The sequence below is a fragment of the Streptomyces sp. NPDC055749 genome, assembly GCF_053617235.1.
The window spans coordinates 16,803-41,067 of record NZ_JBSHFH010000036.1 but is presented as its reverse complement, the minus strand read 5'-3'; the positions used below and the strand labels follow the sequence as shown (position 1 = coordinate 41,067).

Sequence of the window (24,265 nt, the reverse complement as noted above, 5' to 3'; positions counted from 1 at the left end):
TCCGCTACCCATTCGTCCCGACCGTCAGCTCATCGATGCCCGCCGGCTTCTCCGCGTCCGCCGAGACCACCGTGACCCGCACGTACCTGGCGGCCGACCCCGGCCGGTACGGCTGCCAGTGGCCGCCGTCGAGCGAGGTCTCCAGCCGGTGCGACTCGGGCCGTAGTCCGCTCCACCGCGGTACGAACGAGGTGACCGCGGAGACCCGGCCCAGGTCCACCGACAGCGCGCCCTTCGCCCCGTCCGGGGACCAGGCCGTCGCCGGGCTGCCGTCCACCGCCGCCGCCGCGTACAGACCGGGGGTCTCGGATGTGGCCGTCGCCGGGCGGCACCGCGCCGCGTTCGGCGTCGGCGTCAGATCGGGGCGCCGGGTGGGCAGGGTCAGCGTGCCGGCGAGACGGCGCGGCCCTGCGGGGGTGTGGACCGTGAACGGGGCGCCGGACGTCAGCCCGACCACGGTCCGCCGGGCGCCGATCGCCACCTCGTACGTACGGCCCCGGTGGCGCAGCCCCGTCAGCGTGACGCCCTCGCGCAGCTGCGGCGGCAGCATCGGATCGACCGCCACCCCGTCCTCCCGCAGCCGCAGTCCCGTCAGACCATGCGTGAAGACCTGGAGGAAGCCGCCCTTTCCGGTGAGGAAGTCCTCCGCCGGGAAGCCGGAGAGCGGGTCCTGCGCACCCGACTTCTCGCCGCGCGCCTCCGAGAACAGGGCGTACGGGCCGCGTACGAACGGGCGCACGGCGCGCTGGAGATAGGTGTACGTGGCACAGCCCGGCTCCCCGATCACGGCGGCGTCGACGGCGTGCACCGAGTCCGTCATCGCGGGGCCGTCGGGGTCGGTGCGCGCGGCGTAGTGGTCGAGCGTGGCGGCAGCCGCGCCCGGCTCCATCGGCCACTCCAGGGGGTAGATCAACAGGGTGGTGTCGGCCTGCTTGATGGTCGAGCCGTTGTAACCCGCGTACTGGAGGAAGATCTTCCGCTTCTTGTCGTACGGGATGCGGAGCCCGTCCGCCACCCGAGTCCAGGCGGCGGGTGCAGGATGGCCGAGCAGCTCGGCCGCGCGGGTCGCGTGGCGTAGTGCGGTTGCGGCGACGGCGTTGGTGAAGACGCCGTCGTCGACACCGTTGCTGTACTCGTCGGGGCCCGCCACGTTCTTCACCGAGTAGCTGCCGTCGCCGTTCGCGGTGGCGCGCGACTGCCAGAAGTCGGCGATGCCCTTCAGGAGCGGCCAGCCGCGCCCGGCGAGCCAGGCGCGGTCCCCGGTGGCCAGGTAGAACTGCCAGACGGCGAGTGCAATGTCACCCTGGAGGTGGTTCTGCGTCAGACAGTGCGGCGGGTCCCAGCTCTGGCACTCGGAGTGCAGCCTGCCCTTGCTGCCGCTGGTCCATGGGTAGAACAGACCTCGGTGGCCGAGCTCGCGGGCGTTCTCCGCGGCGGCGCCCCGGGTCCGGTAGCGGTACTCGACGACGGAGCGGGCCAGTTCCGGGTGGGTGGCGAGCAGGCCAGGGAACATCCATGTCTCGGCGTCCCAGAACACCATGCCCGCGTAGTTGTCGCTGGTCAGACCGGCCGGAGCGATGCTGTCCGAGGAGCCGGGACGGGTGTTGGCGAGCAGCCCGTAGCGCGCGGCCCGCAGCCAGCCCTGGAGTTCGGGGCTGCCCGGTACGGCGATGTCGGCGGACCACGCCTCACGCCAGGCGGCGGCGTTGGCCGCGTGGACACCGGACCAGCCGCGCCGGGCGGCTCGGTGTGCGGCGGCGCGGGCGGAGCCGAGCGGGTCGGCGGAGGTGAGGGCGGTATCGACACCCACGTACTTCTCGAAGGTGTAGGTACGCCCGCTGCGTACTGGTGTGGCCCGCGGGTTCCGGGTGCTCTGCGACTGGGGCCGCAGCGTCTCGACGACCCCCGAACCGCGCCGCATCGTCTGGACGACGGCCCCGTCCGTCCCGCTGCCCAGGGTGCGGAAGGTGCCGTCGTCGGCCACAGTGACCCGGCGCGCGCCGCGCTCGTCCAGACGGCCTGTCACCGTCGCCTCACCGTTCCAGTGCGGGGTCATCCGCAGGCGTACGGCACCGGTGTGGACGTCGGAGCGGTCGGCCAGCACCTCGTACGTCAGGTCGGTCGCGCGGCCGTCGGCGGTGGTCCAGCGCAGTGAGGTGACGACCACGCCGCAGCGCAGGAGGACCGACTGACGGTAGTGCGAGATCCGGCCGGCGGGGGTGCCGGAGCCGTAGGTCTCCTTGCCGACGCGTACGTCCAGGGTCGTCCAGCTCGGCAGTGCGGCGATCACGTCGCGGCCCTCGGCGGTGCTCTTGTCGCGGGCGTACAGCCCGGAGACGAAGGCGCCGTCGTAGCGCGGGGTGAACAGCGGCCAGCCGGTCTTCTCACCCGTGGCCGCGTATCCGGCGCCGGTCGCGGGCACGCGGTGGCCCAGATAACCGTTGCCGACATAGGGGTCGTAACCGTCGGCTTCGCCGAACCGGGTGGAGGTCTGTACCCAGGAGGCGTCGCTGCCGTCCGTCGGCGCGCAGGCCGCGGCGGGCGGCGTCGCGGGGTGGGCGGCTGCGAGGGCTGCGGGGGAGAGGGGTGGCAGGGGCGCGATCAGAGTGCCCGCGACCAGGGACGTCAGGAGAGCGATGCGCGAGAGTCTCACCGTACGAAGGTAGGGAGTCCGGCAGCACGCACGTGTGCACGGCACGCGTGGCGGAACGGTTTTGGGGGCGCCGTTCGATCAGACCCTGGGCGTGCAGTTCGGCGGTGGCGAGGGCGGCGCCGAGGAGCAGTGTCCCGTTGCCGACGGGGACGGCGATGGCGTCCGGCAGGATCCCGCCGAGGTCCTCCCACAGCTCGTACACGTAGGTCTTGGTGCGGTGCAGGAAGTACGGGTCGAAGACGTGCGAGGCGTAGAACGTGCCGGGCCCGGACGCGGCGGCGCGCGCGGCCCGCGCGGTGGCCTCGCGGTCGCCGGGGACGATTTCCAGCCGGGCGCCGTGGGCCCGGATCTGCTCGGTCTTCTTCGTGTACGTCCCCTCGGGGACGTACACGGTGCAGGGCAGCCCTGCCCGTGCGCAGTACGCGGCGACGGCCGTCCCCGCGTTCCCGCTGCTGTCGGCCACCACACGCTCCGGATTCAGCCGCCGGGCGAGCTCCGCGAGCATCACGGCGCCGCGGTCCTTGAACGAGAGCGTCGGCATGAGGAAGTCGAGCTTGGCCGAGACCGTGCCGGTGAGGGGCACGAGCGGGGTGCGGCCCTCACCGAGTGTGGTCGTCGGGGCGGCGAGCGGCAGTACCTCTTCGTAACGCCACAGTGAATTGACGCGCCCCGCCAGGGAGTTGAGCGAGAGCCCCTCGGTGATCCCGAAGTCGAGGTCCCAGGGACCCCGGCAGACCGGGCAGCACCAGGTCAGAGCGGCCGTGTCGGCGCGGGTCCCGTCCTGCGGGCAGAGGTAGGCGGTCACGCCGGCCGGCATGTCAGGCGGATGGCAGGTGAATGGCGGATGCATTGCGATTCCCAAGGCGCTCTTGTGTGATTCCTATGGATCGGTCAATCTTTCGTCGGCAGCAGGCATGCCGACCCTCGAACAGCGCGCACGGCGTGGCGCTGTGATGGCTGGATTGTCATGCCCATGTCTGGCTTTACCCCCCACCAGGGCACCGCCGATGAGGAGGACCCCTCACATGCGTCACACCCCCTACACCCGTCGAAGACTGGCCGCGGCGAGCGTTATAGCCGGTGCCGCGATGGCGCTCACCACCGCGGCGGCCTTCCCGGCCACCGCGTCCGAGGCCGCGCCGGAAGGCCGGATCGAGAACGCCGGCGCCCCGGGCGCCATCAGCGGCAGCTACATCGTCACCCTCGACGAATCGGCCGCCGACGCCGGCTCCGCGTCCGGCAAGGCGCTCGCCAAGGAGTACGGCGCCGAGATCAAGAAGACCTACCGCGCCGCACTCAACGGCTACGCCGTCGAGCTCTCGGCCGCGCAGGCGAAGAAGTTCGCCGCGGACCCGGCCGTCGAGTCCGTCGTCCAGAACCGCACCTTCACGATCTCGGGCACCCAGCCCTCGCCGCCCTCCTGGGGCCTGGACCGGATCGACCAGAAGACCCTCCCGCTGAACCAGAGTTACACCTACCCCGACAAGGCGGGCGAGGGCGTCACCGCGTACGTCATCGACACCGGTGTACGGATCACCCACAGCGACTTCGGCGGCCGGGCCTCGTACGGCTACGACGCCATCGACAACGACAGCACCGCGCAGGACGGCCACGGCCACGGCACCCATGTGGCGGGCACCGTCGCCGGTACGGCGTACGGCGTCGCCAAGAAGGCGAAGATCGTCGGCGTCCGCGTGCTCGACAACAGCGGTTCGGGCACCACCGCGCAGGTCGTCGCCGGCATCGACTGGGTGACGGCCAACGCCGTCAAGCCGGCCGTCGCCAACATGAGCCTCGGCGGCGGGGCGGACTCCGCGCTCGACACCGCGGTGCGCAACTCCATCGCGTCCGGCATCACCTACGCCGTCGCGGCGGGCAACGAGTCGACCAACGCCTCCACCAAGTCCCCGGCGCGTGTCACCGAGGCCATCACGGTCGGCTCCACCACCAGCACCGACGCCCGCTCCAGCTTCTCCAACTACGGCACGGTCCTGGACCTGTTCGCCCCGGGCTCCTCGATCACCTCGTCGTGGAACACCAGCGACAGCGCCACCAACACCATCTCCGGTACGTCGATGGCGAGCCCGCACGTGGCCGGTGCCGCGGCCCTCTATCTCGCGGACAACCCGGGCAAGACCCCGGCGCAGGTCTCCGCAGGACTCGTCGCCGCCTCCTCGACCGGTGTGGTGACCAACCCGGGCACCGGCTCGCCGAACCGCCTGCTGAACGTCGGCACGGGCACGGTCACGCCGCCCGGACCGAGGTTCGAGAACACGACCGGTTACGCGATCGCGGACAACTCCACGGTCGAGGCGCCGGTCACCGTCACCGGTGTCGCCGGTAACGCGCCGGCCGCGCTGAGCGTCCCGGTCAACATCACGCACACCTACATCGGCGACCTGAAGATCGACCTGGTCGCGCCCGACGGTTCGGTCTACACCCTGAAGGCGTACGGGGTGGGCGGCAGCTCCGACAACGTGAACACCACCTACTCGGTGAACGCCTCGTCGGAGGTCGCCAACGGCACCTGGAAGCTCCGCGTCAGCGACAACGCGGCGGCCGACACCGGCCGGCTCAACTCCTGGGCTCTGCAGTTCTGAGGTCCTGACAGTCCTCAGATCCCGAAGTTCCCGTGAGGCATTGATCTGAACAGGTGTGGGGCGACTGCCACCGGCAGCCGCCCCACACCGCGTTCCGCTAGCGCCGGTTGAGCCCGCGGTCGACGGCCGTCATCAGCTCGCCGTCGTCCGTGTCCCCGTCCAGCGACCAGAACATCGCGCCGCCGAGACCGCGGTCACGGATGTACGAGGTCTTGGCACGCAGGACCTGCGGATCGTCGTACGTCCACAGAGTGGTGCCGTCGAACAGCCAGGCGTGACCGTTCCTCGCATCGCGGTGGATCTTGTACGCCCCCGAGTCGGCCAGCTTCTTGAGGGCCTTGTAGTCCTCGTAGCCGGCGGCCCAGGTGGCGGGCGCGGGAGCCGCGGCCGGCTGTCCCAGACCGTCACCGCCGCCCGTCACACCGGTCCAGCCCTGTCCGTAGAACGGCATGCCCATCACCAGCTTGCGGGCGGGGGCGCCGCGCCTGATCCAGTCGCGGACCGTCTGGTCGACGCTGAAGTCGCCCTTCGCGTACAGCGCGGACTGCTGGGCGGTGGTCTTCTCGCCGGAGACGTGGAAGTCGTAACCCTGGAGGTTCACGAAGTCGAAGTCCCGCATGATCCGGCGGACGTCGAAGCCCGCGTCGATCTTGGCGGGGGCGGTGGGGACGAAGGCCGAGAGCTCGTAGCGCTGACGCTTCGTCTTCCCGTACGCGTCGAGCTGCGTGCGGAACTCGTGCACCAGCGCGGTGAAGTTCTGCTTGTCCTCGGGGCGGTAGACCGTGTCCGTGTCACCGGCCGAGCCGGGCCACTCCCAGTCGAGGTCCACACCGTCGAAGAGGCCCGCCGCGGCTCCCTCGCCGCCGCGCGCCCCGTCCAGGGGCAGGTTGCCCTTGATGTACAGGTCGAGGCAGGAGGAGACCAGTGCCTTGCGGGAGGCGGCCGTCCGGGCAGCGTCCGAGAAGTGGGTGGACCAGCTCCAGCCGCCGAGCGAGATCATCACCTTGAGGCCGGGGTGCTTGGCCTTGAGCTCCCGCAGCTGGTTGAAGTTACCGGCGAGCGGCTGGGTGTCGGTGTCGGCGACCCCGTCCACGGAGCCCGCTCCATCCAGCGGACGGGCGTAGTCGGCCCAGGCGTCGGCCTCGCCGGGCACATTGCCGGTGAAGCACTTCCCGTCGGCGTTCACGTTGCCGAAGGCGTAGTTGATGTGGGTGAGCTTGGCCGCGGTGCCGCTGGTATCCAGGTCCTTGACCTGGAAGTCTCTTCCGTAGACGCCCCACTGGGTGAAGTAGCCGACGCTGCGGTACGCGGGCTTGTGGTGTCCCTTGCCCTGCTCGGGGCCGGCCGTGGCGGCGGGGGCGACACCGGCCAGCAGCGTGAAGGTGCAGGCGGCAATGGTCAGTCTGGACAGGCTTCTTCGACGCATGAGGCTCGTTCCTGTGTGGTGGCCGGGGCTGGAAGGGGGTGAGAGCCGTGCTGCACAGGAAGCTATTGGTCTGGACCAAATGAGGTCAAGGGTCCGGTCGGGACTCCCGTGGTGCTGATGTTCGAGGTATGCGTCGCCCGCCGATGAATCATCACTTCGAGTGAATCTCTGGCCAGTGCTTGCGGTCCACAACCCACGGTTGCGACGCTGTCGCAGTCTGTCAACCTGTTGGGAGTGGCCTGTGACTTTCGGTGAGCAGCCCGCCTATCTGCGCGTTGCGAGCGATCTCAGAGAGAAGATCGTCAACGGCGCTCTGCCGCCCCATACCCGCCTGCCGTCGCAGGCCCGTATTCGCGAGGAATACGGAGTCTCGGACACCGTCGCCCTGGAGGCGCGCAAGGTACTGATGGCCGAGGGGCTGGTCGAAGGGCGCTCCGGCTCCGGCACCTACGTGCGCGAGCGCCCCGTCCCGCGCCGCATCGCCCGCTCCGGGTACCGGACGGGCGCCGGCGCCAATCCCTTCCGCCAGGAACAGACGGCGGAGGGGGCGCGCGGCACCTGGGAGTCCCGAAGTGAGCAGGAGGAAGCCGGCCCGGAGATCGCCGAACGGCTCGGTATCGAACCGGGCGACCGGGTGATGCGTACGAGATACGTCTTCCGGGAAGCGGGCGAGCCGATGATGCTCTCCACCTCCTGGGAGCCGCTGGCCGTCACGGGGCGCACGCCTGTGATGCTGCCCGAAGAGGGTCCGCTCGGCGGCTGCGGGGTGGTCGACCGGATGGCGGCCATCGATGTCGTCGTGGACAACGTGGCCGAGGACGTCGGTGCGAGGCCGGGGCTTGCGGAGGAGCTCCTGGCGCTCGGCGGCGTACCGGGTCATGTGGTGATGGTGATCGAGCGTACGTATTACGCGTCGGGCCGGGCCGTCGAGACGGCGGATGTGGTGGTGCCCGCCGACCGCTACCGGATCGCCTATCACCTGCCGGTCAAGTGACCTCTGCCGCCCGGCAGAGGTGTGTTCCTGTCGCGTGACCGATATCTGGACGGCTTGTCCGCCGCCCGTGACGCCGAGTTAACGCCCCCTCGGTTCCCGTTACCCATGGGCAATCACCCGCATCAATAGATTGTCATGTCCGGCTCCTACCTTCCCGTTCGTTACCCGCACACCGGACTGACGAACGGGAAGCCGCCGATGACGGACACAGTCACCACCACGGCCGAAGCGCCGGATCCGACCACGCCGGAGGGCTCCGGCGCGCCCAGGCGGAGTTATGCCAGGCTCGCCGCCGACGAGAGCCGTGAGGACTACTCGCTCCGCTACGCCCCGCACTCCTTCCGGCGCTGGTCGCCCTCGATGGTCGCGGGCACGGCGCTCGGCGGAATCGCCTATCTCGCCGACTTCGCGATCGGCGCCTCGATCGTCTTCACCTACGGATTCACCAGTGGGCTCGCCTCGATCCTTGCCGCCGCGGTGATCATCTTCGTGACGGGCATACCGATCGCCCGGGCCTGCGCGAAGTACGGGCTGGACATGGACCTGGTCACGCGGGGCGCCGGCTTCGGCTACTTCGGCTCGACGCTGACCTCGCTGATCTACGCGTCCTTCACCTTCATCTTCTTCGCGCTCGAAGGCTCGATCATGGCGCAGGCCATGCACCAGGCCGTCGGGCTGCCGGTGGAGATCGGCTATCTGGTCACCACACTGATCGTCATCCCGATCGTGTTCCGCGGCATGGGTGCACTCGCCAAGGTGCAGGCGTGGACGCAGCCGGTCTGGATCATCGGCATGGTGCTGCCGTTCGTGGTCCTCGCCTTCGAAGCACCCGACGCCTGGGGCGACTTCGCCTCCTTCGGCGGTACGGAGGGTGCCGGATCGGGCTTCTCCTGGATCGCCTTCGGGCTCGGTACGGGCGTCGCCCTGTCACTCATCGCCCAGATCGGTGAACAGGCCGACTATCTGCGCTTCATGCCCGCCAAGACGGAGGCCAACAAGCGGCGGTGGAACCTGGCCGTCCTCGCGGCCGGGCCCGGCTGGGTCATCATCGGCGCCGCGAAGCAGCTCGGCGGTGCGCTGCTCGCCTTCGTCGCCCTGGAGGCGGTCGGCAAGACGCACGCCCTGGAGCCGATCGCGCCGCAGATCGAGGCACTGAAGCCGTGGCTCGGCTCCTTCGCCCTCCCGGCCGCCGCGATCTTCGTGATCGTTTCGCAGATCAAGATCAATGTGACCAATGCCTACAGCGGCTCGCTGTCCTGGTCGAACTTCTTCTCCCGGATCACCCACAAGCACCCGGGCCGGGTCTGGTACATCTTCCTCAACCTCGCCATCGCGCTCACGCTGATGGAGATGAACATGTTCGCGGCCCTCAACAAGCTGCTGGGCTTCTACTCCAACGTGGGCATCGCCTGGATCGTGGCCGTCGCCGCCGACCTGGTCATCAACAAGCGGATCGGGCTCAGTCCGCCGTACATCGAGTTCAAGCGGGCCTATCTGTACGCGGTCAACCCGGCCGGATTCGGGGCGATGGTGATCGCCTCGACCGTCTCGATCCTGGCGTTCTTCGGACTGTTCGGGGAGTACGCGGAAGCGTTCTCGACCTTCATCGCGGCCGGACTGTCTCTCGTGCTCTGCCCGTTGATCGCCTGGGTCACCAAGGGGAAGTACTACCTGGCCCGCCCGAACCCGGTGAATGGGCCCGGCATCGAGGTCGCCGACATCACCGCGACCCACACGTGCGCGGTGTGCGAGACCGCGTACGAGCTGCCGGACATCGCGGACTGCCCGGTCCAGGCGGGGCCGATCTGCTCGCTGTGCTGCTCGCTGGACGCGGAGTGCGGAGACGTCTGCCGCAAGGAGCCGTCGGCCGGACCGGTTCCGCTGCCGATGCCTGCGATGCCTGCGATGCCTGCGGTGCCTGGGGTGCGTACGGCGGACTGACGGGCGTGGGAAGGCCGGTGGGAAGCCCGAGGGGGCGCATCCGGGCGGGTGCGCCCCTGCACGCATGGCTGGATGCGTATCTCTTTGTGTAAAGACGCATCCGCTGAGTAAAGGTCAGGCGTAGGCTCGGGCATATGCGTACTGCGGTTTCCTGGGGATCCTTAGAGACGTGCACTCCGGTGGGGAGAGGGGCAACATGCTCGGGAGGGACACGATGAGCGACAGCGGCGCCGTGCTCCCCTGGCTGGTGATACGGCAGGACGACAACGGAAACCGCTACCGCGTCGGCAGATATGCCACGCAGGACGAGGCCCAGAAGATCGCGGACGGCCTCGACAGTCGCGGACACAAGCAGTTGTACTGGGTGGAGCGCATAGGGCAGACCGCCCGCCCGTAGGGCCGGTCGCGGCGGCTACGCTCCCGCGTATGAACGCTTCCGTGGTGGTGGCCGGCGCCGTCTTCGACCAGGGACGGCTGCTGGCCGCCCGCCGCAGCGCCCCGCCCGAGCTGGCGGGCCGCTGGGAGCTGCCCGGCGGCAAGGTGGAGCCGGGGGAGAGCGGCGAACAGGCGCTCGTGCGGGAGCTCCGCGAGGAGCTGGGTGTGGAATCGCGGGCGCTGGACCGCATTCCCGGCGAGTGGCCGCTCAAGCCCGGATATGTGCTCCAGGTGTGGACGGTGAGCCTGGTGTCCGGTGAGCCCTGCGCCCTTCAGGACCATGACGAGTTGCGGTGGCTCGGGCCCGACGAGGTGGACACGGTCGACTGGCTGGACCAGGACCGGCCCGCCGTGGCCGAAGCGGCGCTTCTCCTCCGCGCCGCCGCCCACCGCTGAGCGTTCACCGCCTCCGAGGGTGCGCCCGGCGTACACCCGTACGCCCTATGCGCCGCCTCGGGCGGTAGCTCGTACTGAATGACGGGTATGTGGTGAATATTCCCCTTTCTTTGGGGGAACGCCCCATTTCTGGTCTTGGGAAGTGATCGGCGTGATCGACACCGAGGGCGACTGTGCCGCGTGGACGTTTCCGGCGGTACCGGGGTCCGTGCGCAGCGCCCGGCACGCGGTCCGTGACGCCTTGCGCTCGTGGGGGCTCGACGGCGCACTCGCCGATGTCACCGAACTGCTCGTCAGCGAACTGGTGACCAATTCCCTGCGTTACGCCTCCGGGCCCATCGGCGTACGGCTGGTGAGGCCCCGTCCCGATGGTGTTCCCGAGGCCGGCAGCTCCGGTCGGCCCGGGGCGGCCGCTCCTCCCGGACTGCTGGTGGAAGTCTCCGATCCGCTTCCGGATGTGCCCACCGAACGCAGTGCCGGACCCGACGACGAAGGGGGGCGAGGACTGCAGCTGGTGGCTTGTTCCGCGCGCCGCTGGGGGACCCGTCGGGGAAAGAACGGCAAGACGGTGTGGTTCGAGCTGGCTCTCCCTGGTTAGGAGTGGGGTGGGACGCACAGCGATCACCAGAGGTCGGGCAGAACCTGGCTGAAAGGGACTGAGACCTTGCTGTGATCGTGAACGCCGTGTCGGTAGGGGCCGTAGTGCTGAATACTGCGGGCAGGACCGGTCCGGTGTGTGAGCTGGAGGGGACGGTCGCGTGAGCGAGATACCTGGGACAGCGGGCGACATCGTGTGGCAGAGCAGCCCACCTGGCTCGATCTATGACTACGTCAGGATCGCCTCCTTCTCGATCGGGCCCGACGGGCTGATCGAGCAGTGGAGCCGGCGCGCCGCCGGTCTGTTCGGCATGGCCTCCGACGAGGTGGTGGGCAGGGACCCGGTCGAGGCGTTCATGCCCGCCGAGCTCCGCGACGACGGCCGTCGGAGGGTCGCGGAAATCCTCGACGGCAAGGAATGGACGGGCTTCGTCCCGTTCCGGATGCCGGGTGAGGACGGCGCGCACGGCGTCGCCGAGATCTATGTCATGCCGAGCGAGACGGCGACCGGCGAGCGGGCCGCGCTCTGCATCGTCGTCGATGTCCGGGCGCTGCGCCTGATCGAAACGGACCTTGCGGCATCACAGGCAATATTCGGCCAATCTCCTTTCGGCTTCGTGCTGTTCGGTACGGACTTCACGGTCGTGCGGGCCAACCAGCGGTTCGCCACCGTCTTCGGCGGGGAGGCCGACGACCATCGCGGGCGCACGGTCGACGACTACCTCGCAGGCCCCGAGGCCGACCGGCTCTCCCGCACCCTGAAGCGCGTGCTGGAGACCGGGGAATCCGTCACCGACCTCCAACTGGTGGGCAACGCACCCGGCGCCGGTGACAGCCGGCACTGGTCGATGAACCTCTACCGGGTCCACAGCGGGGCCGGGCGGCCCGTCGGTGTCGCGGGACTGGCCACCGATGTCACCCGCAGGCACCTGGCCGCCCGTGACGCGGCCAGCGCCCGCCGCAACCTCGCCCTCCTCAACGAGGCCGGCGCGCGCATCGGCAACTCCCTGGACCTGGAGACCACCGCACGCGAACTCCTCGACGTCGCCGTGCCCGGCTTCTGTGACCTCGCTTCCGTCGACCTGTACCAGGGGCTGCTCACGGGGGAGGAGGCTCCACCGGGAAGTTGGGGTCCGGGCGACCACGAGTCCGGCGGCTCGGCCGAACTGCGCCGGGTAGCCATGGCCAGCGCCGTGTCCGACGCGCTGTCGGCCACCGCACCGGAGTGCTGCCCACCGGACGGGGGCACAGGCCCGCCGGCCCTCGGCTCCGTCCACCGCTATCCGTTCAACTCGCCGTGTGCCGTTGCCCTGCGCACCGGGCACATCGAGGACGTGCCCGGCGACGACAACAGCTTCGTCCACTCCACGCTCGCCGTCCCGATGGTCGCCCACGACACGGTTGTCGGTCTCGTCCGGTTCTCCAGGACGAAGGGCAGCGAATCGTTCGGCGAGCGGGACCGGGCACTGGCCACCGAGCTGGCTGCCCGGGCCGCCGTCTGTATCGACAACGCCCGCCTCTACCGCCGCGAGCACGAGCGCGCCCTGATCCTCCAGCGCAGCCTGCTTCCCCCGGGCGACCCCGAGGCCGCGGGCCTCGACATCGCCTGCCGCTATCTGCCCGGCAATACGGCCACCGAGGTCGGCGGCGACTGGTTCGACGTGATCGAACTACCCGGCCACCGCACCGCCCTCGTCGTCGGCGATGTCATGGGCCGCGGGCTTCGGGCCGCTGTCGCCATGGGAGAGCTGCGCACCGCTGTGAGAACCCTGGCCCTCCTCGACCTGGAACCCGCGGAGGTGCTCTCCGCACTCGACGAGGTCGCCCGCGGCCTCGGCACCCCCGGAGGCGGCGACCGGAGCGACGGCTTCGGCGGAGGCGGCGGCGCCCAGTGGCCCTCGCGGGCCGCCCACAAGTCCCGCGAGGCGGATCTCTCCGAGGTCTATCTCGCGACCTGCGTGTACGCCGTCTACGACCCGGTCACCCGCCGGTGCACGTTCGCCAACGCCGGTCACCTCCCTCCTGCCGTGGTCGAACCGGGCGAACCGGCCATGCTGCTCGACGTCCCCCCTGGGATGCCGCTCGGCGTCGGCGGCGAACCCTTCGAGGAGGTCGAGGTGGAGCTCAAGGAGGGCGCCCTCCTCGCCCTCTACACGGACGGCCTCGTCGAATCCCGCGACCACCCGCTCGACGAGGGTCTGGAAGCCCTCCGCGAGGCGCTCACCTCACCCGTCCGGCCGCTGGAGGACGTCTGTGACCATGTGCTGACGACGCTGGACACACGCCACGGCGAGGACGACATAGCGCTGCTGATGGCCCGCATCCAGGGTCTGCCGGCGGACGCGATCGGCGACTGGACCCTGCCGCGCGAACTGCGCTCCGTCGGCCGTGCCCGCGAACTGGCCCGCACGCAACTGCTCGCCTGGGGCCTGGACGACCTGGTGGACACCACCGAACTACTCGTCAGCGAACTCGTCACCAACGGGCTCCGGTACGGCGAGGGCGAGATCCGGCTCAGGCTGCTGCGCGACCGTACGCTCGTGTGCGAGGTATGGGACGCGGGCCTCGTCCAGCCCCGGCGACGCCGGGCCCGTGACACCGACGAGGGCGGACGCGGGCTGCAACTGGTCGGCCTGCTGAGCGCGGCGTGGGGTTCGAGGCGGACACCGCGCGGCAAGACGGTCTGGTTCGAACTGGCTCTGCCGGACGGAGCGCCCGCCGCCGAGCTCTCGGTCGAGCAACTGCTGAGCATGTACTGAGCATGTGCTGAACCCCCCTCGGGACACCTTCAGGACACCTCGGAACGCTTGAGGGAACCTTCAGGAGACCTTCAGGGCAGCGAGGCGGGCTTCGACCTCGGCGCTGTCGCCCAGGCTGTCCAGTTGCTCGAACTGGGCGTCCAGCGACGACGCGGCGAGCTCCTGCTTGCCCACGGCCCTGGCCTCCTCCCGCCGCACCTTGTCCTCGAAGCGGCTGAGCTCGCTGGTCGGGTCGAGGACGTCGATGTTCTTCACCGCGTCCATCATCTGGTTCTGCGCCTGCGCGGACTTGGCGCGTGCCACGAGCTCGTCGCGCTTGGACTTCAGCTCCGTCAGCTTGGTCTTCATCTGGTCGAGGCCGGTCTTGAGCTTGTCGACCACGGTTGTCTGGGAGGCGATGGTCGGCTCCGCGGTTTTCGCCTCCTTCTCCGCCTGGAGCTGGCGGCCCAGCGCGACCTTCGCGAGGTTGTCGAACTTGTCCGCCTCGGCGGCCGAGCCTGCGCCACGCAGTTCGTCGGCCTTCTTGCTGGCGGAGAGGGCCTTCTGACCCCACTCCCTGGCAGCGTCGACATCCTCCCGGTGGTCCTGCTCCATCAGGCGGAGGTTCCCGATGGTGGCGGCCACCGCCTGTTCGGCCTCCGCGATATTGCTCGTGTAGTCGCGGATCAGCTGGTCCAGCATCTTCTGCGGGTCCTCGGCCTGATCCAGCAGGGCGTTGATGTTGGCCTTCGCCAGCTGAGTGACGCGGCCGAGGATGGTCTGCTTGGTCATGGCACCTCTCCTTGGGTGAAGAACGAACGACGAAGAACGAACGACGAAGAACGACGACTGCGAACGCGGACTACGGACTGCGAACTACGGATGACTGCGAACTGCGAACTGCGAACTGTGGACGAAGGTGCGGACGACCGGTCAGAAGCGTCCGCCGCCGCCTCGCCGGCCCCGAGTGCCCCCGCCGCCGAAGCTGCCGGGCCCGCCACCGAACCCCCCACCACCGGAACCCCCGAATCCCCCTCCGAAGCCACCGCCTCCACCCCGGCCGCCTCCGCCGCCGAAGAGCCCGCCGAGGATGATCCCGCCCAGCACCGCCCCGCTCATCCCGCCGCCACCTCCTTGTACACCGCCCGGTCCGCCCTGGTTCCCGTAGCTCCGCACGTCCTGCTCCGCCAGGCTCTGCGCCTGACCGGCCAGCGCGTCCGCCTGCTGCGCCTCGGCCAGTGCCCCCTGCGGATCGTCCGCCCCCGCCAGTTCCCCGGCCCGTTCCCACCGCCGCTGGGCCTCCGCGAGCCGGGTGCGGGCCTGGCTGCCCACGGCACCCCGGTGCGTGGTGATGTAGTCGGCCGCTGCGCCGATCGTCGATCGTGCGGTGAGCATCGCCTGATCGAGGAGCGACCGGGCCCGGAGAGTTCCCTGCTCCTGTTCACGGGCCCCTGCCAGCGCCTCGTCCAGCGCGGCGTCCGCCTCCTCGACCCTGCGCAGCGCGTCGATGGGGTCGTACGGACCGGCCGCCACTTCCGCCCGTACGTCGTCGAGCACCGCCTGCGCGCGGGCGATCCGGCCGCGCAGATCGGCGGTCGACACCCCCTCGGACGTTCCTTGGAGGAGCCCGCCGGCGTCCGCAAGGTCCGTCTCGGTCTCGGTGAGCGAGGCCGGCAGCCTGCCCGCGGCCTCGGCGAGTTCCTTGGCGCGCCGGTCCACGGCGTCGACGAGTGTGGCCGCCTGTCCGACCGCGCCCTCGGCCGCCCGTACGTACACCGCGGCTTTGGAGTTGTCCCCGCCGTCCACGGCCTGGCGGGCCTCGTTGAGGCTGGACGTCGCGAAGAGGAGCCGGTCCTTGGCCTGTTCGATGCCGCTCGCCACGGGTGCGGCGGCCGATTCCGCGTAACGGCTGCTCATGGCCGTGAGGGTCGCCTCCGCCGTGGAGATCCGTCCCGTGAGCTCGCGGAAGGCCGCCTCCGCTGTGGCCAGGGCCTGCGGAGCGGTGCGTTCGAGGGCCCGGAGCCGGTCGAAGTCCTCCGACACGGTGTCCAGGCGTTCGTTGGCATCCGCGCAGCGGCTGATGATCTCGTCGAGCATCCGGCGGCGGGCCGCGTCGTCCTCCGGGAACGCGTCGTCGAGCTGCTGACGCAACCGGAACGCGGCCGTCAGCTCCGTCTTGGCATGGGTGACGGCCTCCGTGAACGGGACGGCGGCCTCTTCCCCGAACTGAGCGGTGGCAAAGCCGAGTTCTTCCTCGCTCGTGCGCACCGCGTCATCGGTGTCCACCAGCACTTCCTTGGCCTGCGCGTCGAGCTCCGGCAGCGGAGTCGGCGGCTCGGCCTCGGCCGCCGCCCCTGAGCCCCAGCCGGTCGCGGCAGGGGTGGTACGGCCCGAAGCGCGTCGCTTGCGCCGCGTGTAGGCGTACACGGCGACCGCACCCGCCCCGCCGACGAGCGCCGCCGGCAGGATCAGGTTCCCGGCGCTGCTGCCGTCGGAACTGCCCGTTCCGGGATCGGCGGCACCGGGAGTGAGCGTGGGGGTGGGCACGGACTGCCCTGCCAGCACCGCGGAGTAGCCGTTGGCGGCTCCGATGGCGGCGCCCGCCCAGTCGTTCGCCGCGAGGGCGGGTTCGATGGCGGTGCTCGCCACGTCCTGCAGCTGTGCATCCGTGAGCCGCGAACCCGCGTCGACCGAATAGGCGTACTGCCGGTCGTGCGTGGCCACGGCCAGCAGGACGTCCTCCTGGCCGAGGCCGTTGCGGTTGGCCGTCTCATCGGCCCAGGTCTGCGCGGACCGGCCGGAGAAGTCTCGTACGTACACGACGAAGAGCTGGACGCGGTGCTCGTCGAAGAGCGAGTCGAGCGCGTCCTCCACGGGCTGGTCGCGGTCGCCGACCGCCCCCACCTTGTCGGTGATCTGCCCGTCGCGGGACAGGGTGACGGGGTCGTCGGCGTGTGCGGTCGGCATGGGGGGCAGCAGCAGCCAGCACACCGCGATCAGTGCGGTGAGCAGGGCTCTGCCGGATCCGGACATCCGGGTACGACTCGCAGGCGGCATCACATTTGGGAGGCTATGTCCCGTATTCCGGCTCCGCGACCCGGAGGCGCCCGGCAGAGCCTCCGGGTCGCCTCCGGCGCGGATCAGATGCTGAAGCGCTCCTTGGCGAGCAGCGGACGCACCCGCGTACGGAAGCCGCCGGTCCGGAACGGGCGCTGGAGCAGGCCCGGCCGGATCGCCTGGGCCAGAGCCGCCGTGATCATGCCCTGATCCAGAGCCAGCATGAAGTCGCTGACCCGGCCGGTGCCGACATTGACGGAGTCCCGGAACCCGAGACCCTCGTGGTACGCGCCGAAGTCGCGGTCGAGGGCGTGCAGGTTGGCCACGGCCTCCTGGGGGGCGTACGGCAGTGCCAGGAACGAGGCGTGCGGTGTGACCACGCCGTTGATGAAGGCGGACGGAGGCGGCAGCGGCGCACCGTCCGTGGTGTACGTACGGTCGGTGTTGGACGCGTAGCCGTCGACCTGCATGCCCAGCGCGTCTACGCCGTACTCCTGGTATCCGCCCTCGGGGATGTTGGCGGGGGAGAAGCCCCAGTATCCGTACCGCGCCTCTTTCATCCCGTGCTCGATCTGGCTGCGGACGTAGCGCTGGTGGGTGCGGCCCCAGGAGCCGGGCGACCACTCCGGTTCCGGTACGAACAGCGGCACCATCAGCGCCTCGAACATCGAACCGCCCCAGGTGGGGACGATCTTCCGGCCACCGTGGGTGTAGTGCCCCTGCCAGACCCGTACGCCGTCCATCGCGACGTAACTGCCCTGCGGCGACTGCTCCTGTCCGTGCTCGGGAAGCATCGTGCGCAGCATGTGCCAGTAATGGTCCGATGGCAGCGAGCCGTCCGCGATCCCGAGGTAACTGGCCATGCGCGGCTCGGTGTTCAGCGCGCCGTAGTGGTGTCCGGTGGGTTCTTCGGTGTCGGGCCAGAAGCCGCCGCGGAGCTGGCCGGGGCCGGCGACCGGATCGGCGGGATCGTAGGGCGTGTAGTAGTAGGACCAGTCGGCCGTGGCCAGGATGCGCTCGATGCGAGGACGCAGCGAGGGCTCGGCGTCGGCCGCGATCCGCAGGCCGGTGACGAGCCAGGCGTTGTCGACGGAGGAGAGGAACGGGCGGACGGGGTCGCCGGTGCCCGGCCACTCGGTCAGGACCGAGCCGTCGTGGGCGTCGTACCAGTTCAGCCAGAAGCCGTGGTGGCGCTCCAGCTTCTCCACGGCGGAGACGGTGCGCGTCAGTTTCTGGCGCATCGACGATTCGCTGATCACGCCGAGGCCGGCGGCGGCGACCGTCGACCAGAGTCCGCAGCCGATATTGGTGGGCGAGGTCTGGCGCGACTGGACGGGGGCGCCGGGGCCGCTGACATCGATCTTGTCGGTGGCGAGACCGAAGTCGGTCGTCATCGCCTCGATCGAGCGGTACGTATCGCGGAACCAGCGCAGCAGTTGCGGTGTATCAAAGGCATGAACAGGATGAGCGGCGCTTGCGGAAGGCGCGGATACGGCTCCGAGCGACAGGGCGGCAGCCCCGGTACCCGCGGCGGTGAGGAATGTGCGACGGTCCATGAGAACCCCTCGAAGAAGAGCCACCGCGTAAGAGCGGTGGGCAGAATTCGTTCGTTGGCCTTGAAGGCGCGGAGCGCCCTTGTGCGTTCGCGGTCTGCCCGGAGGCAGTGGTCCGGGCTCGCCCGCCTGCTGATTCCCGGCGGGCTGGGGCGCGGGCCCGGGTGGTGCGGTGCGGGAGCCGGCGGTCGTCAGGTTCCGACGGCTCCCGCACGCGAGGGAGCCGTCAGGTGGCTCCCTGTCCTGTGGCCGGCATCAGCCGGCGATGCGCGGCAGCTCCCGGCTGCGCCCGAGAGAGCCGAGCCATACGGCCGAAGGCCGGGCGGTGCGCTCGAAGGTCTCGAGGTCGACGGCGATCAGGCCGAAGGTCGGCTTGAACGAGCCCCACTCGTAGTTGTCGAGCGCGCTCCACGCCAGGTAGCCCTGGATGTTGAGGCCGTCCTCCAGCGCGGAGGCGACCTCGTTGAGCGCACCGGCGTAGTAGTCGGCGCGGCGGGTGTCGTCGGAGGTGGCGATGCCGTTCTCCGTGACGATGAGCGGCATGTCGCTGCCGATGACCTCGGCGGTGTGGCGCAGGGCGTGGCCGACGGCGGAGGGGTAGTACTCCCACTGCGTGAGCGTGCGCTCGACGTCGTCGGGCGCCGGGATCGGGCCCTCGGGGCCGATCTTGGTGCGGGTGTAGGACTGCACACCGATCCAGTCGTCGCCCCGCGCCGCCTCGATGAAGACGTCCTCGCGCGGGTGACGGTAGGCCGCGGTGACGTCCTCCGCGCCGGGAAGCGCCTGGTAGACCTGGTTGGCGATTGTCCAGCCGACCTGGATGCCCGCGTCGATCGCCCGTACCTCCTTCACGGCCGCGTGGTGGGCGGCGATGACGGCGTCGGTGGTCTCTTCGTCCGGAGTCGGAAGTCCGGCCGGAGGGAAGCCGATGTCGCCGAGCTTGGCCAGACCGGCCATCACCGCGATCATGTTGGGCTCGTTGATGGTGCAGACGTGGCTGACGCCTTCGGAGATCACCGGTGCGCAGGCCGCCACGTACCGGGCGAAGAGCTCGGTGGCCCCCTCGGCGGTCCAGCCGCCACGAGCCTCGAACCACTGCGGCACGGTGAAGTGGTGCAGCGTGATCATCGGGCGCAGACCGCGCTCGATGGCGCCCTCGACCATGCGGCGGTAGTGGGCGAGCTCGGCCCGGGAGAAATGGCCCTCGGCCGGCTCGATGCGCGCCCACTCGATGGAGAAGCGGTAGTCGGTGAAGCCCAGTCCGGCCAGCGTGTCCATGTCCTCGCGCCAGCGGTGGTAGCTGTCGCAGGCGTCCAGGCTGGGCTCCTGGATGTGGGTGCCGGTGGTGTGTTCCTTGACCCACCAGTCGCTGTTGGTGTTGTTGCCCTCGATCTGGTGGGCGGCTGTGGAGGCACCCCACAGGAAGCCTTCGGGGAACGGGACCGGGGTGTGCGTCATCGCGGAATGTCTTTCTGGTGCGTGAAGGGGTGTGACCGCCGGTGGTGCGGGGTGCGGTCTCGTACGTGTTCGGGGGGCTGCCCGGGCGGGCTACTTCATGCCCGCTGTGGCGATGCCCTGGGTGAAGTGCCGCTGCAGTGCGATGAACAGGACCAGCACCGGCAGCACGACCAGGAAGGCTCCGGCCATCAGCATGCCGTTGGAGCCACCGGCCTTGTTGGGGTCCGTGGCGAACGTCGCGAGCGCCACCGGGAGCGTGTATTTGTCCGGGTCGTTGGTCGCGATGAGCGGCCAGACGAAGTTGTTCCAGGAACCGAGGAACGTGAAGATCGACAGCGTCGCGAGGGCGGGCTTCACCAGCGGCATCACGATGCGCCAGAAGATGTACCACTCACCGGCGCCGTCCATCCGGGCCGCTTCCAGCAGCTCGTCCGGGATCGACTGCATGAACTGCCGCATCAGGAAGACCCCGAAGGCGCCTGCGGCGAAGGGCAGCACCAGACCTGCGTACGAGTCGATCAGCTGGAGCTTGCTCATCAGCACGAAGAGCGGCAGCAGCATCAGGTTGCCGGGGACCATCAGGGCCCCGAGGACCAGACCGAAGATCTTGTTCCGGCCGACGAAGTTCAGCTTGGCCAGTGCGTAGCCGAGCATCGAGCAGAACACCAGGTTCGAGACGGTGACCAGCACCGCCACGATCACGGAGTTCATGAAGTACAGCGGCAGGTCCAGCTTGTCGAGCAGTTCCCGGAAGTTGTCCAGGGTCCACTCGGTCGGAATCCACACCGGTGGGCTGGCCGACAGTTCACTCGTCGTCTTGAAGGCCGAGAGGCCCATCCAGAGGAACGGCGCCGACATGACCAGCAGGCCGAGAGAGAGCAGGACATAGACGAGCGGGCGCTTCAGGTTCGCGGGCTTCCTCACCGGCGTGCTCATTTGGTGTTGTCCTTCAGCAGTCGGAGCTGGAGCACGGTGATGCCCATGATCACTACGAAGAGGACATACGCCATGGCGCTCGCATAGCCCATGTGGAAGAAGTTGAATCCCTCGCGGTACATGTTCAGCGAGACGGTGAGGGTGGAGTCGGAAGGCCCGCCCTGCGTCATCACGAACGGTTCCTCGAAGACGTTGAGGTAGCCGATGGTGGTGATCACCGTGGCGTAGAGCAGCGTGGGCCGCAGCAGGGGCACCGTGATGCCGCGGAACTCCTGCCAGGCGCCGGCGCCGTCGAGCTTGGCGGCTTCCCGGACCTCGGTGGGAATGGCCTGCAGACCCGCGATGAAGAGCACCATGACCGTGCCGACGTTGCGCCAGACTGCCATCGCGATCATCGAGGGCATGGCGAGCGTCTCCGAACCGAGGAAGTCCGGCGAGGTGAGACCCACTTCGGAGAAGAGGCCCGCGATCAGCCCGTCACTCGGGTCGAGCACGAACCGCCAGACCACGGCGACCGCGACGATGGTCGTGACCACCGGGGCGTAGAAACCGACGCGGAAGAAGGTCCGCGCCCGGTCGATGCCATTGTTCAGCAGTACGGCGACGACCAGTCCGAGACCAATCGTCAGGGGGACACCGATGACCACGAAGTACGCCGTGTTGAAGAGCGACTTGAGGAACCGCTCGTCGCTGAACAGCTTCACGTAGTTCTCGAAGCCGATGAAGTTCGCGTCCAGCGGGCGAGTGACGTTGCGCAGCCCGAAGTCCGTGAAGCTCATCAGCAGCGTGGCCAGGATGGGGAACGCCATGAAGACGGTGAAGATGACGAGGAAGGGAGTGGAGAACAGCCAGCCGGCCGCGTTCTGCACGCCCATCGAAGCCTTCTTGCGACCTCGGCGACCCTGGCGGTTCCCGGGCCCGGCGGCCGGGGACTGGGATGTCCCCGGCCCGGCCGTCACCTTGGCCGGCTGCGCGGCCTTTCCGGTCGTGGTGCCCATGGCTACTGCTTCACGAGCCCTTCGATCTCGGACTGCGCCGTCTTCAGCGCGTCCTCCGCGGACGCCTTGCCCTGCGTCACCTTCGCGATGGCCTGGTCGACCTTGTCGGTGATCTCCGTCCACTTCGCGCTGGACGGCGAGGACTTGGCGGTGTCCATCTGCTTCTTGAAGACCTGGAGGTCGGCGTTGTCGGCGAGGGTGCCGGAGGTCCAGGCCGCGGTGTTCGCGGGCAGGTCCTTGGTGCGCTCGTACCAGTCGGCCTGGCCCTTGGTGTCGGTGAGGTACTTGATGAACTCCGTGGCGGCGGCCTTGTGCTCGCTGTCCTTGGAGATCACCAGCGAGGAGCCGCCCGCCATGGAGCCGGAGGACTTGTCGGCGGGCACGTTGGCCACCGCCCACTTGCCCTTGATCTGCGGCTGGCCCTCGTTGAGGAGGGTCACGTGCCAGGGGCCGCCGAAGAACATCGGGACCCGGTCGTTGCCGAAGTCCTTCACGACGTCGTAGCCGGGCGGGACGGACTTGTTGGAGAGGCCCTTGTCGAAGTACGAGCCGTACTCCTTGAGCGCCTTGACGGCCTCGGGGCTGTCGATGACGGCTTCGCCCTTGTCGTTGACGATCTCGCCGCCGGCCGAGTACAGGAAGGAGTAGAAGTTCTGCACCGTGTCCAGGCCGCTGGGCTGGATGGACAGGCCCCACTTGGTGCCCGCCTTCTCCTGGTAGGCGGTGGCGAGGTCCTGCATCTCCTTCCAGTTGGCCGGAGCCTTGTCGATGCCGGCCTTCTCGGCGAGGTCGGTGCGGTAGAAGAGCACGCGGGTGTCGACGTACCACGGCACGCCGTAGGCGGTGCCGTCCACCTCGCCCTGGTTCCAGCCGGCCGGGAAGAAGTCGCCCTTGTCGAAGACCTTGGTGTCGACCGGCTCCAGGACGCCGAGCTCGGAGAACTCGCCCATGTAGGTGCCGCCCATCTGCGCCACGTCCGGCATGGTGCCTGCGGCGGCGGCGGAGACCAGCTTCTGGTGGGCGACGTCCCAGCCGACCGGGGTCACCTTGACGGTGATGTTCGGGTTGGCCTTCTCGTAGACCTTGGCCACATCCGCGAGCTTCTCGCCCTCGGCCCCCATGGCCCAGACAGTGAGCGTCTGCTTCTTGTCCGCGGCGACGTCGTCGCCCCCGGAACTGCCGCAGGCGGTGATGCCGAAAGCGAGTGCGACTGCGATGCCGGCGGAGACGGTTCTGGCGGTGCGGGGCATGGAGGGCTCCTCCTTGAGCAATCCGGATGTATGCGCTGCCTGTAAGCGCATACATCACTCTGCGGCAGGCGTTCGGGAATCCGCAAGAGGGTGCTAGGTCACACTCGTGCAACGTGCTGGACACCTGATTGTTCAACTTCGAACGGTAGGTGCGGCGTATGCGGATTTGAAGCCGATGTGACCGATTTCGCATAGTTGTGCGAGGGGCGGAATGGGTGCGCGAGGGGCTGGGGAGGCGGTCTAGGGTCCTGGTCATGGCTTCGTTCGCACATGACTTCCCCTTCGATCCGGCGTACGGGCGCGAGCTGGACGAGCTGCTTCGCATCCCCGCCCCGGAGGCCCCCGGCGACTTCGCGGAGTTCTGGCGCGCGGAGTACGAGAAGGCCCGGAAGGTCGACACCGCGCCGGAGATCGGCCCGGTCGAGGACGAGCGCGACGGTGTGCGGATCCACGGTGTGACGTACAGCTCCGTGGGCGGGATACGCGTCGGCGGATGGGTGGCCCTGCCCGCCGAAGGGCCGGCCGGGCACGGCTTCGTCATCGGGCACGGTTACGGCGGCCGGGACCGGCCGGGCCCCGATGTGCCGCTGCCCCTGCCGCGGTCCGCCGCGATCCTGCCCTGCGTACGCGGCATGGGGAGCCGGGGTCTGCGGACCGGCATCCCGGACGTCGCCGCCGGGCATGTACTGCACGGCATCGAGTCGCGCGACGCCTACGTCATCGCCGGGTGCGTCGCCGACCTGTGGTGCGCCGCCTCGGCCCTTGCGGAGCTCGTGCCGGGCCTCGGGCGCCTCGGGTATGTGGGGGAGAGTTTCGGGGGCGGGCTCGGGGCCCTCGCGCTGCCCTGGGACGACCGTTTCGCCGCCGCGCAGCTGACGGTGCCGACGTTCGGCAACCACCCGCTGCGGCTCACCCTGCCGTCCGTCGGCAGCGGCGCATCGGTGCGGGCCCATCACCGGGACCACCCCGAAGTCGCCGACGTGCTGCGGTACTTCGACGCGGCGTCGGCTGCCGCGCGGCTCTGGACGCCGACGCTGGTCGCCGCCGCACTGTTCGACCCCGCGGTGCCGCCGCCCGGCCAGTTCGCCGTGTACAACGCGCTGCCCGGCGTGCGCGAGCTGCAGGTGCTCAGCGCCGGGCACTTCGAGTACGAGGCGCTCGCGGCGGAGACGGCGGAGCTCCGTGAGAACCGGCGGCGCTTCTTCGGGGAGTGGCTGGGGCGGTGAAGCCGCG

At 69.6% G+C, this 24,265-nt stretch carries 18 protein-coding genes; 8 read left to right on the top strand and 10 right to left on the bottom strand.

Annotated elements, in window-relative coordinates:
- Positions 1 to 4 precede the first annotated feature (4 nt).
- On the bottom strand, positions 5 to 2,422 hold the full coding sequence (locus ACWGO0_RS24890) for a discoidin domain-containing protein (protein ID WP_453539177.1): 2,418 nt from the start codon (positions 2,420 to 2,422) through the stop codon (positions 5 to 7).
- Positions 2,385 to 3,470 (bottom strand): pyridoxal-phosphate dependent enzyme, encoded by a 1,086-nt coding sequence (locus tag ACWGO0_RS24885; protein ID WP_453539081.1) that lies wholly within the window; start codon positions 3,468 to 3,470, stop codon positions 2,385 to 2,387. The genes ACWGO0_RS24890 and ACWGO0_RS24885 overlap by 38 nt, the downstream gene beginning before the upstream one ends.
- Before the next feature lie 208 nt (positions 3,471 to 3,678).
- Here ACWGO0_RS24885 and ACWGO0_RS24880 point away from each other — a divergent pair, with 208 nt between their 5' ends.
- A complete protein-coding gene (locus ACWGO0_RS24880; protein WP_453539078.1) occupies positions 3,679 to 5,253 on the top strand; it encodes a S8 family peptidase in 1,575 nt (524 codons plus the stop codon).
- 97 nt (positions 5,254 to 5,350) lie between these two features.
- Here ACWGO0_RS24880 and ACWGO0_RS24875 read toward each other — a convergent pair whose 3' ends face one another.
- Complete coding sequence (locus ACWGO0_RS24875; protein ID WP_453539075.1) at positions 5,351 to 6,679, bottom strand: glycoside hydrolase family 18 protein; 1,329 nt, start codon at positions 6,677 to 6,679, stop codon at positions 5,351 to 5,353.
- 241 nt (positions 6,680 to 6,920) lie between these two features.
- On the opposite strand from ACWGO0_RS24875, the gene ACWGO0_RS24870 reads away from it, so the two are divergent.
- The 6 genes from ACWGO0_RS24870 (at position 6,921) to ACWGO0_RS24845 (ending at position 13,801) form a co-directional block, all read left to right on the top strand.
- Positions 6,921 to 7,673, top strand: coding sequence for a GntR family transcriptional regulator (locus tag ACWGO0_RS24870; protein WP_453539072.1), 753 nt, complete (start codon positions 6,921 to 6,923; stop codon positions 7,671 to 7,673).
- Between the two features lie 198 nt (positions 7,674 to 7,871).
- Positions 7,872 to 9,614 (top strand): purine-cytosine permease family protein, encoded by a 1,743-nt coding sequence (locus ACWGO0_RS24865; RefSeq protein ID WP_453539069.1) that lies wholly within the window; start codon positions 7,872 to 7,874, stop codon positions 9,612 to 9,614.
- Positions 9,615 to 9,810: 196 nt separating this feature from the next.
- Positions 9,811 to 10,011 (top strand): SPOR domain-containing protein, encoded by a 201-nt coding sequence (locus tag ACWGO0_RS24860; protein WP_453539066.1) that lies wholly within the window; start codon positions 9,811 to 9,813, stop codon positions 10,009 to 10,011.
- 29 nt (positions 10,012 to 10,040) lie between these two features.
- The gene (locus ACWGO0_RS24855; protein ID WP_453539063.1) at positions 10,041 to 10,445 is read left to right on the top strand and encodes a (deoxy)nucleoside triphosphate pyrophosphohydrolase; all 405 of its coding nucleotides are present in this window, start codon (positions 10,041 to 10,043) and stop codon (positions 10,443 to 10,445) included.
- Between the two features lie 142 nt (positions 10,446 to 10,587).
- Positions 10,588 to 11,043, top strand: coding sequence for an ATP-binding protein (locus ACWGO0_RS24850; protein ID WP_453539060.1), 456 nt, complete (start codon positions 10,588 to 10,590; stop codon positions 11,041 to 11,043).
- A 193-nt stretch (positions 11,044 to 11,236) separates the two neighbouring features.
- On the top strand, positions 11,237 to 13,801 hold the full coding sequence (locus ACWGO0_RS24845) for a SpoIIE family protein phosphatase (RefSeq protein WP_453539174.1): 2,565 nt from the start codon (positions 11,237 to 11,239) through the stop codon (positions 13,799 to 13,801).
- A gap of 60 nt (positions 13,802 to 13,861) precedes the next feature.
- On the opposite strand, the gene ACWGO0_RS24840 is transcribed toward ACWGO0_RS24845, so the two are convergent.
- From ACWGO0_RS24840 to ACWGO0_RS24810, 7 genes are all read right to left on the bottom strand, one after another.
- The gene (locus tag ACWGO0_RS24840; RefSeq protein ID WP_453539057.1) at positions 13,862 to 14,572 is read right to left on the bottom strand and encodes a PspA/IM30 family protein; all 711 of its coding nucleotides are present in this window, start codon (positions 14,570 to 14,572) and stop codon (positions 13,862 to 13,864) included.
- Positions 14,573 to 14,713: 141 nt separating this feature from the next.
- Positions 14,714 to 16,813 (bottom strand): TPM domain-containing protein, encoded by a 2,100-nt coding sequence (locus ACWGO0_RS24835; RefSeq protein ID WP_453539054.1) that lies wholly within the window; start codon positions 16,811 to 16,813, stop codon positions 14,714 to 14,716.
- A 107-nt stretch (positions 16,814 to 16,920) separates the two neighbouring features.
- A complete protein-coding gene (locus tag ACWGO0_RS24830) occupies positions 16,921 to 18,393 on the bottom strand; it encodes a glucoamylase family protein (protein ID WP_453539052.1) in 1,473 nt (490 codons plus the stop codon).
- 252 nt (positions 18,394 to 18,645) lie between these two features.
- Positions 18,646 to 19,848: a glycoside hydrolase family 1 protein gene (locus ACWGO0_RS24825; protein ID WP_453539049.1), complete on the bottom strand. Its 1,203-nt coding sequence runs from the start codon at positions 19,846 to 19,848 to the stop codon at positions 18,646 to 18,648.
- A 90-nt stretch (positions 19,849 to 19,938) separates the two neighbouring features.
- Complete coding sequence (locus ACWGO0_RS24820) at positions 19,939 to 20,784, bottom strand: carbohydrate ABC transporter permease (protein ID WP_453539046.1); 846 nt, start codon at positions 20,782 to 20,784, stop codon at positions 19,939 to 19,941.
- Positions 20,781 to 21,782, bottom strand: coding sequence for a carbohydrate ABC transporter permease (locus ACWGO0_RS24815; protein ID WP_453539043.1), 1,002 nt, complete (start codon positions 21,780 to 21,782; stop codon positions 20,781 to 20,783). The genes ACWGO0_RS24820 and ACWGO0_RS24815 overlap by 4 nt, the downstream gene beginning before the upstream one ends.
- A gap of 2 nt (positions 21,783 to 21,784) precedes the next feature.
- Positions 21,785 to 23,032, bottom strand: coding sequence for a sugar ABC transporter substrate-binding protein (locus tag ACWGO0_RS24810; RefSeq protein WP_453539041.1), 1,248 nt, complete (start codon positions 23,030 to 23,032; stop codon positions 21,785 to 21,787).
- Positions 23,033 to 23,286: 254 nt separating this feature from the next.
- On the opposite strand from ACWGO0_RS24810, the gene ACWGO0_RS24805 reads away from it, so the two are divergent.
- The gene (locus ACWGO0_RS24805) at positions 23,287 to 24,258 is read left to right on the top strand and encodes an acetylxylan esterase (RefSeq protein ID WP_453539038.1); all 972 of its coding nucleotides are present in this window, start codon (positions 23,287 to 23,289) and stop codon (positions 24,256 to 24,258) included.
- Positions 24,259 to 24,265: the final 7 nt, after the last annotated feature.

Excerpts from the sequence above, each read along its gene's own strand:
- ACWGO0_RS24885 (WP_453539081.1), bottom strand. The coding sequence starts at position 3,470 with ATGCCGGCCGGCGTGACCGCCTACCTCTGCCCGCAGGACGGGACCCGC.
- ACWGO0_RS24880 (WP_453539078.1), top strand. The coding sequence starts at position 3,679 with ATGCGTCACACCCCCTACACCCGTCGAAGACTGGCCGCGGCGAGCGTT.
- ACWGO0_RS24875 (WP_453539075.1), bottom strand. The coding sequence starts at position 6,679 with ATGCGTCGAAGAAGCCTGTCCAGACTGACCATTGCCGCCTGCACCTTC.
- ACWGO0_RS24865 (WP_453539069.1), top strand. The coding sequence starts at position 7,872 with ATGACGGACACAGTCACCACCACGGCCGAAGCGCCGGATCCGACCACG.
- ACWGO0_RS24860 (WP_453539066.1), top strand. The coding sequence starts at position 9,811 with ATGCTCGGGAGGGACACGATGAGCGACAGCGGCGCCGTGCTCCCCTGG.
- ACWGO0_RS24855 (WP_453539063.1), top strand. The coding sequence starts at position 10,041 with ATGAACGCTTCCGTGGTGGTGGCCGGCGCCGTCTTCGACCAGGGACGG.
- ACWGO0_RS24840 (WP_453539057.1), bottom strand. The coding sequence starts at position 14,572 with ATGACCAAGCAGACCATCCTCGGCCGCGTCACTCAGCTGGCGAAGGCC.
- ACWGO0_RS24835 (WP_453539054.1), bottom strand. The coding sequence starts at position 16,813 with ATGTCCGGATCCGGCAGAGCCCTGCTCACCGCACTGATCGCGGTGTGC.
- ACWGO0_RS24830 (WP_453539052.1), bottom strand. The coding sequence starts at position 18,393 with ATGGACCGTCGCACATTCCTCACCGCCGCGGGTACCGGGGCTGCCGCC.
- ACWGO0_RS24825 (WP_453539049.1), bottom strand. The coding sequence starts at position 19,848 with ATGACGCACACCCCGGTCCCGTTCCCCGAAGGCTTCCTGTGGGGTGCC.
- ACWGO0_RS24820 (WP_453539046.1), bottom strand. The coding sequence starts at position 20,784 with ATGAGCACGCCGGTGAGGAAGCCCGCGAACCTGAAGCGCCCGCTCGTC.
- ACWGO0_RS24815 (WP_453539043.1), bottom strand. The coding sequence starts at position 21,782 with ATGGGCACCACGACCGGAAAGGCCGCGCAGCCGGCCAAGGTGACGGCC.
- ACWGO0_RS24810 (WP_453539041.1), bottom strand. The coding sequence starts at position 23,032 with ATGCCCCGCACCGCCAGAACCGTCTCCGCCGGCATCGCAGTCGCACTC.
- ACWGO0_RS24805 (WP_453539038.1), top strand. The coding sequence starts at position 23,287 with ATGGCTTCGTTCGCACATGACTTCCCCTTCGATCCGGCGTACGGGCGC.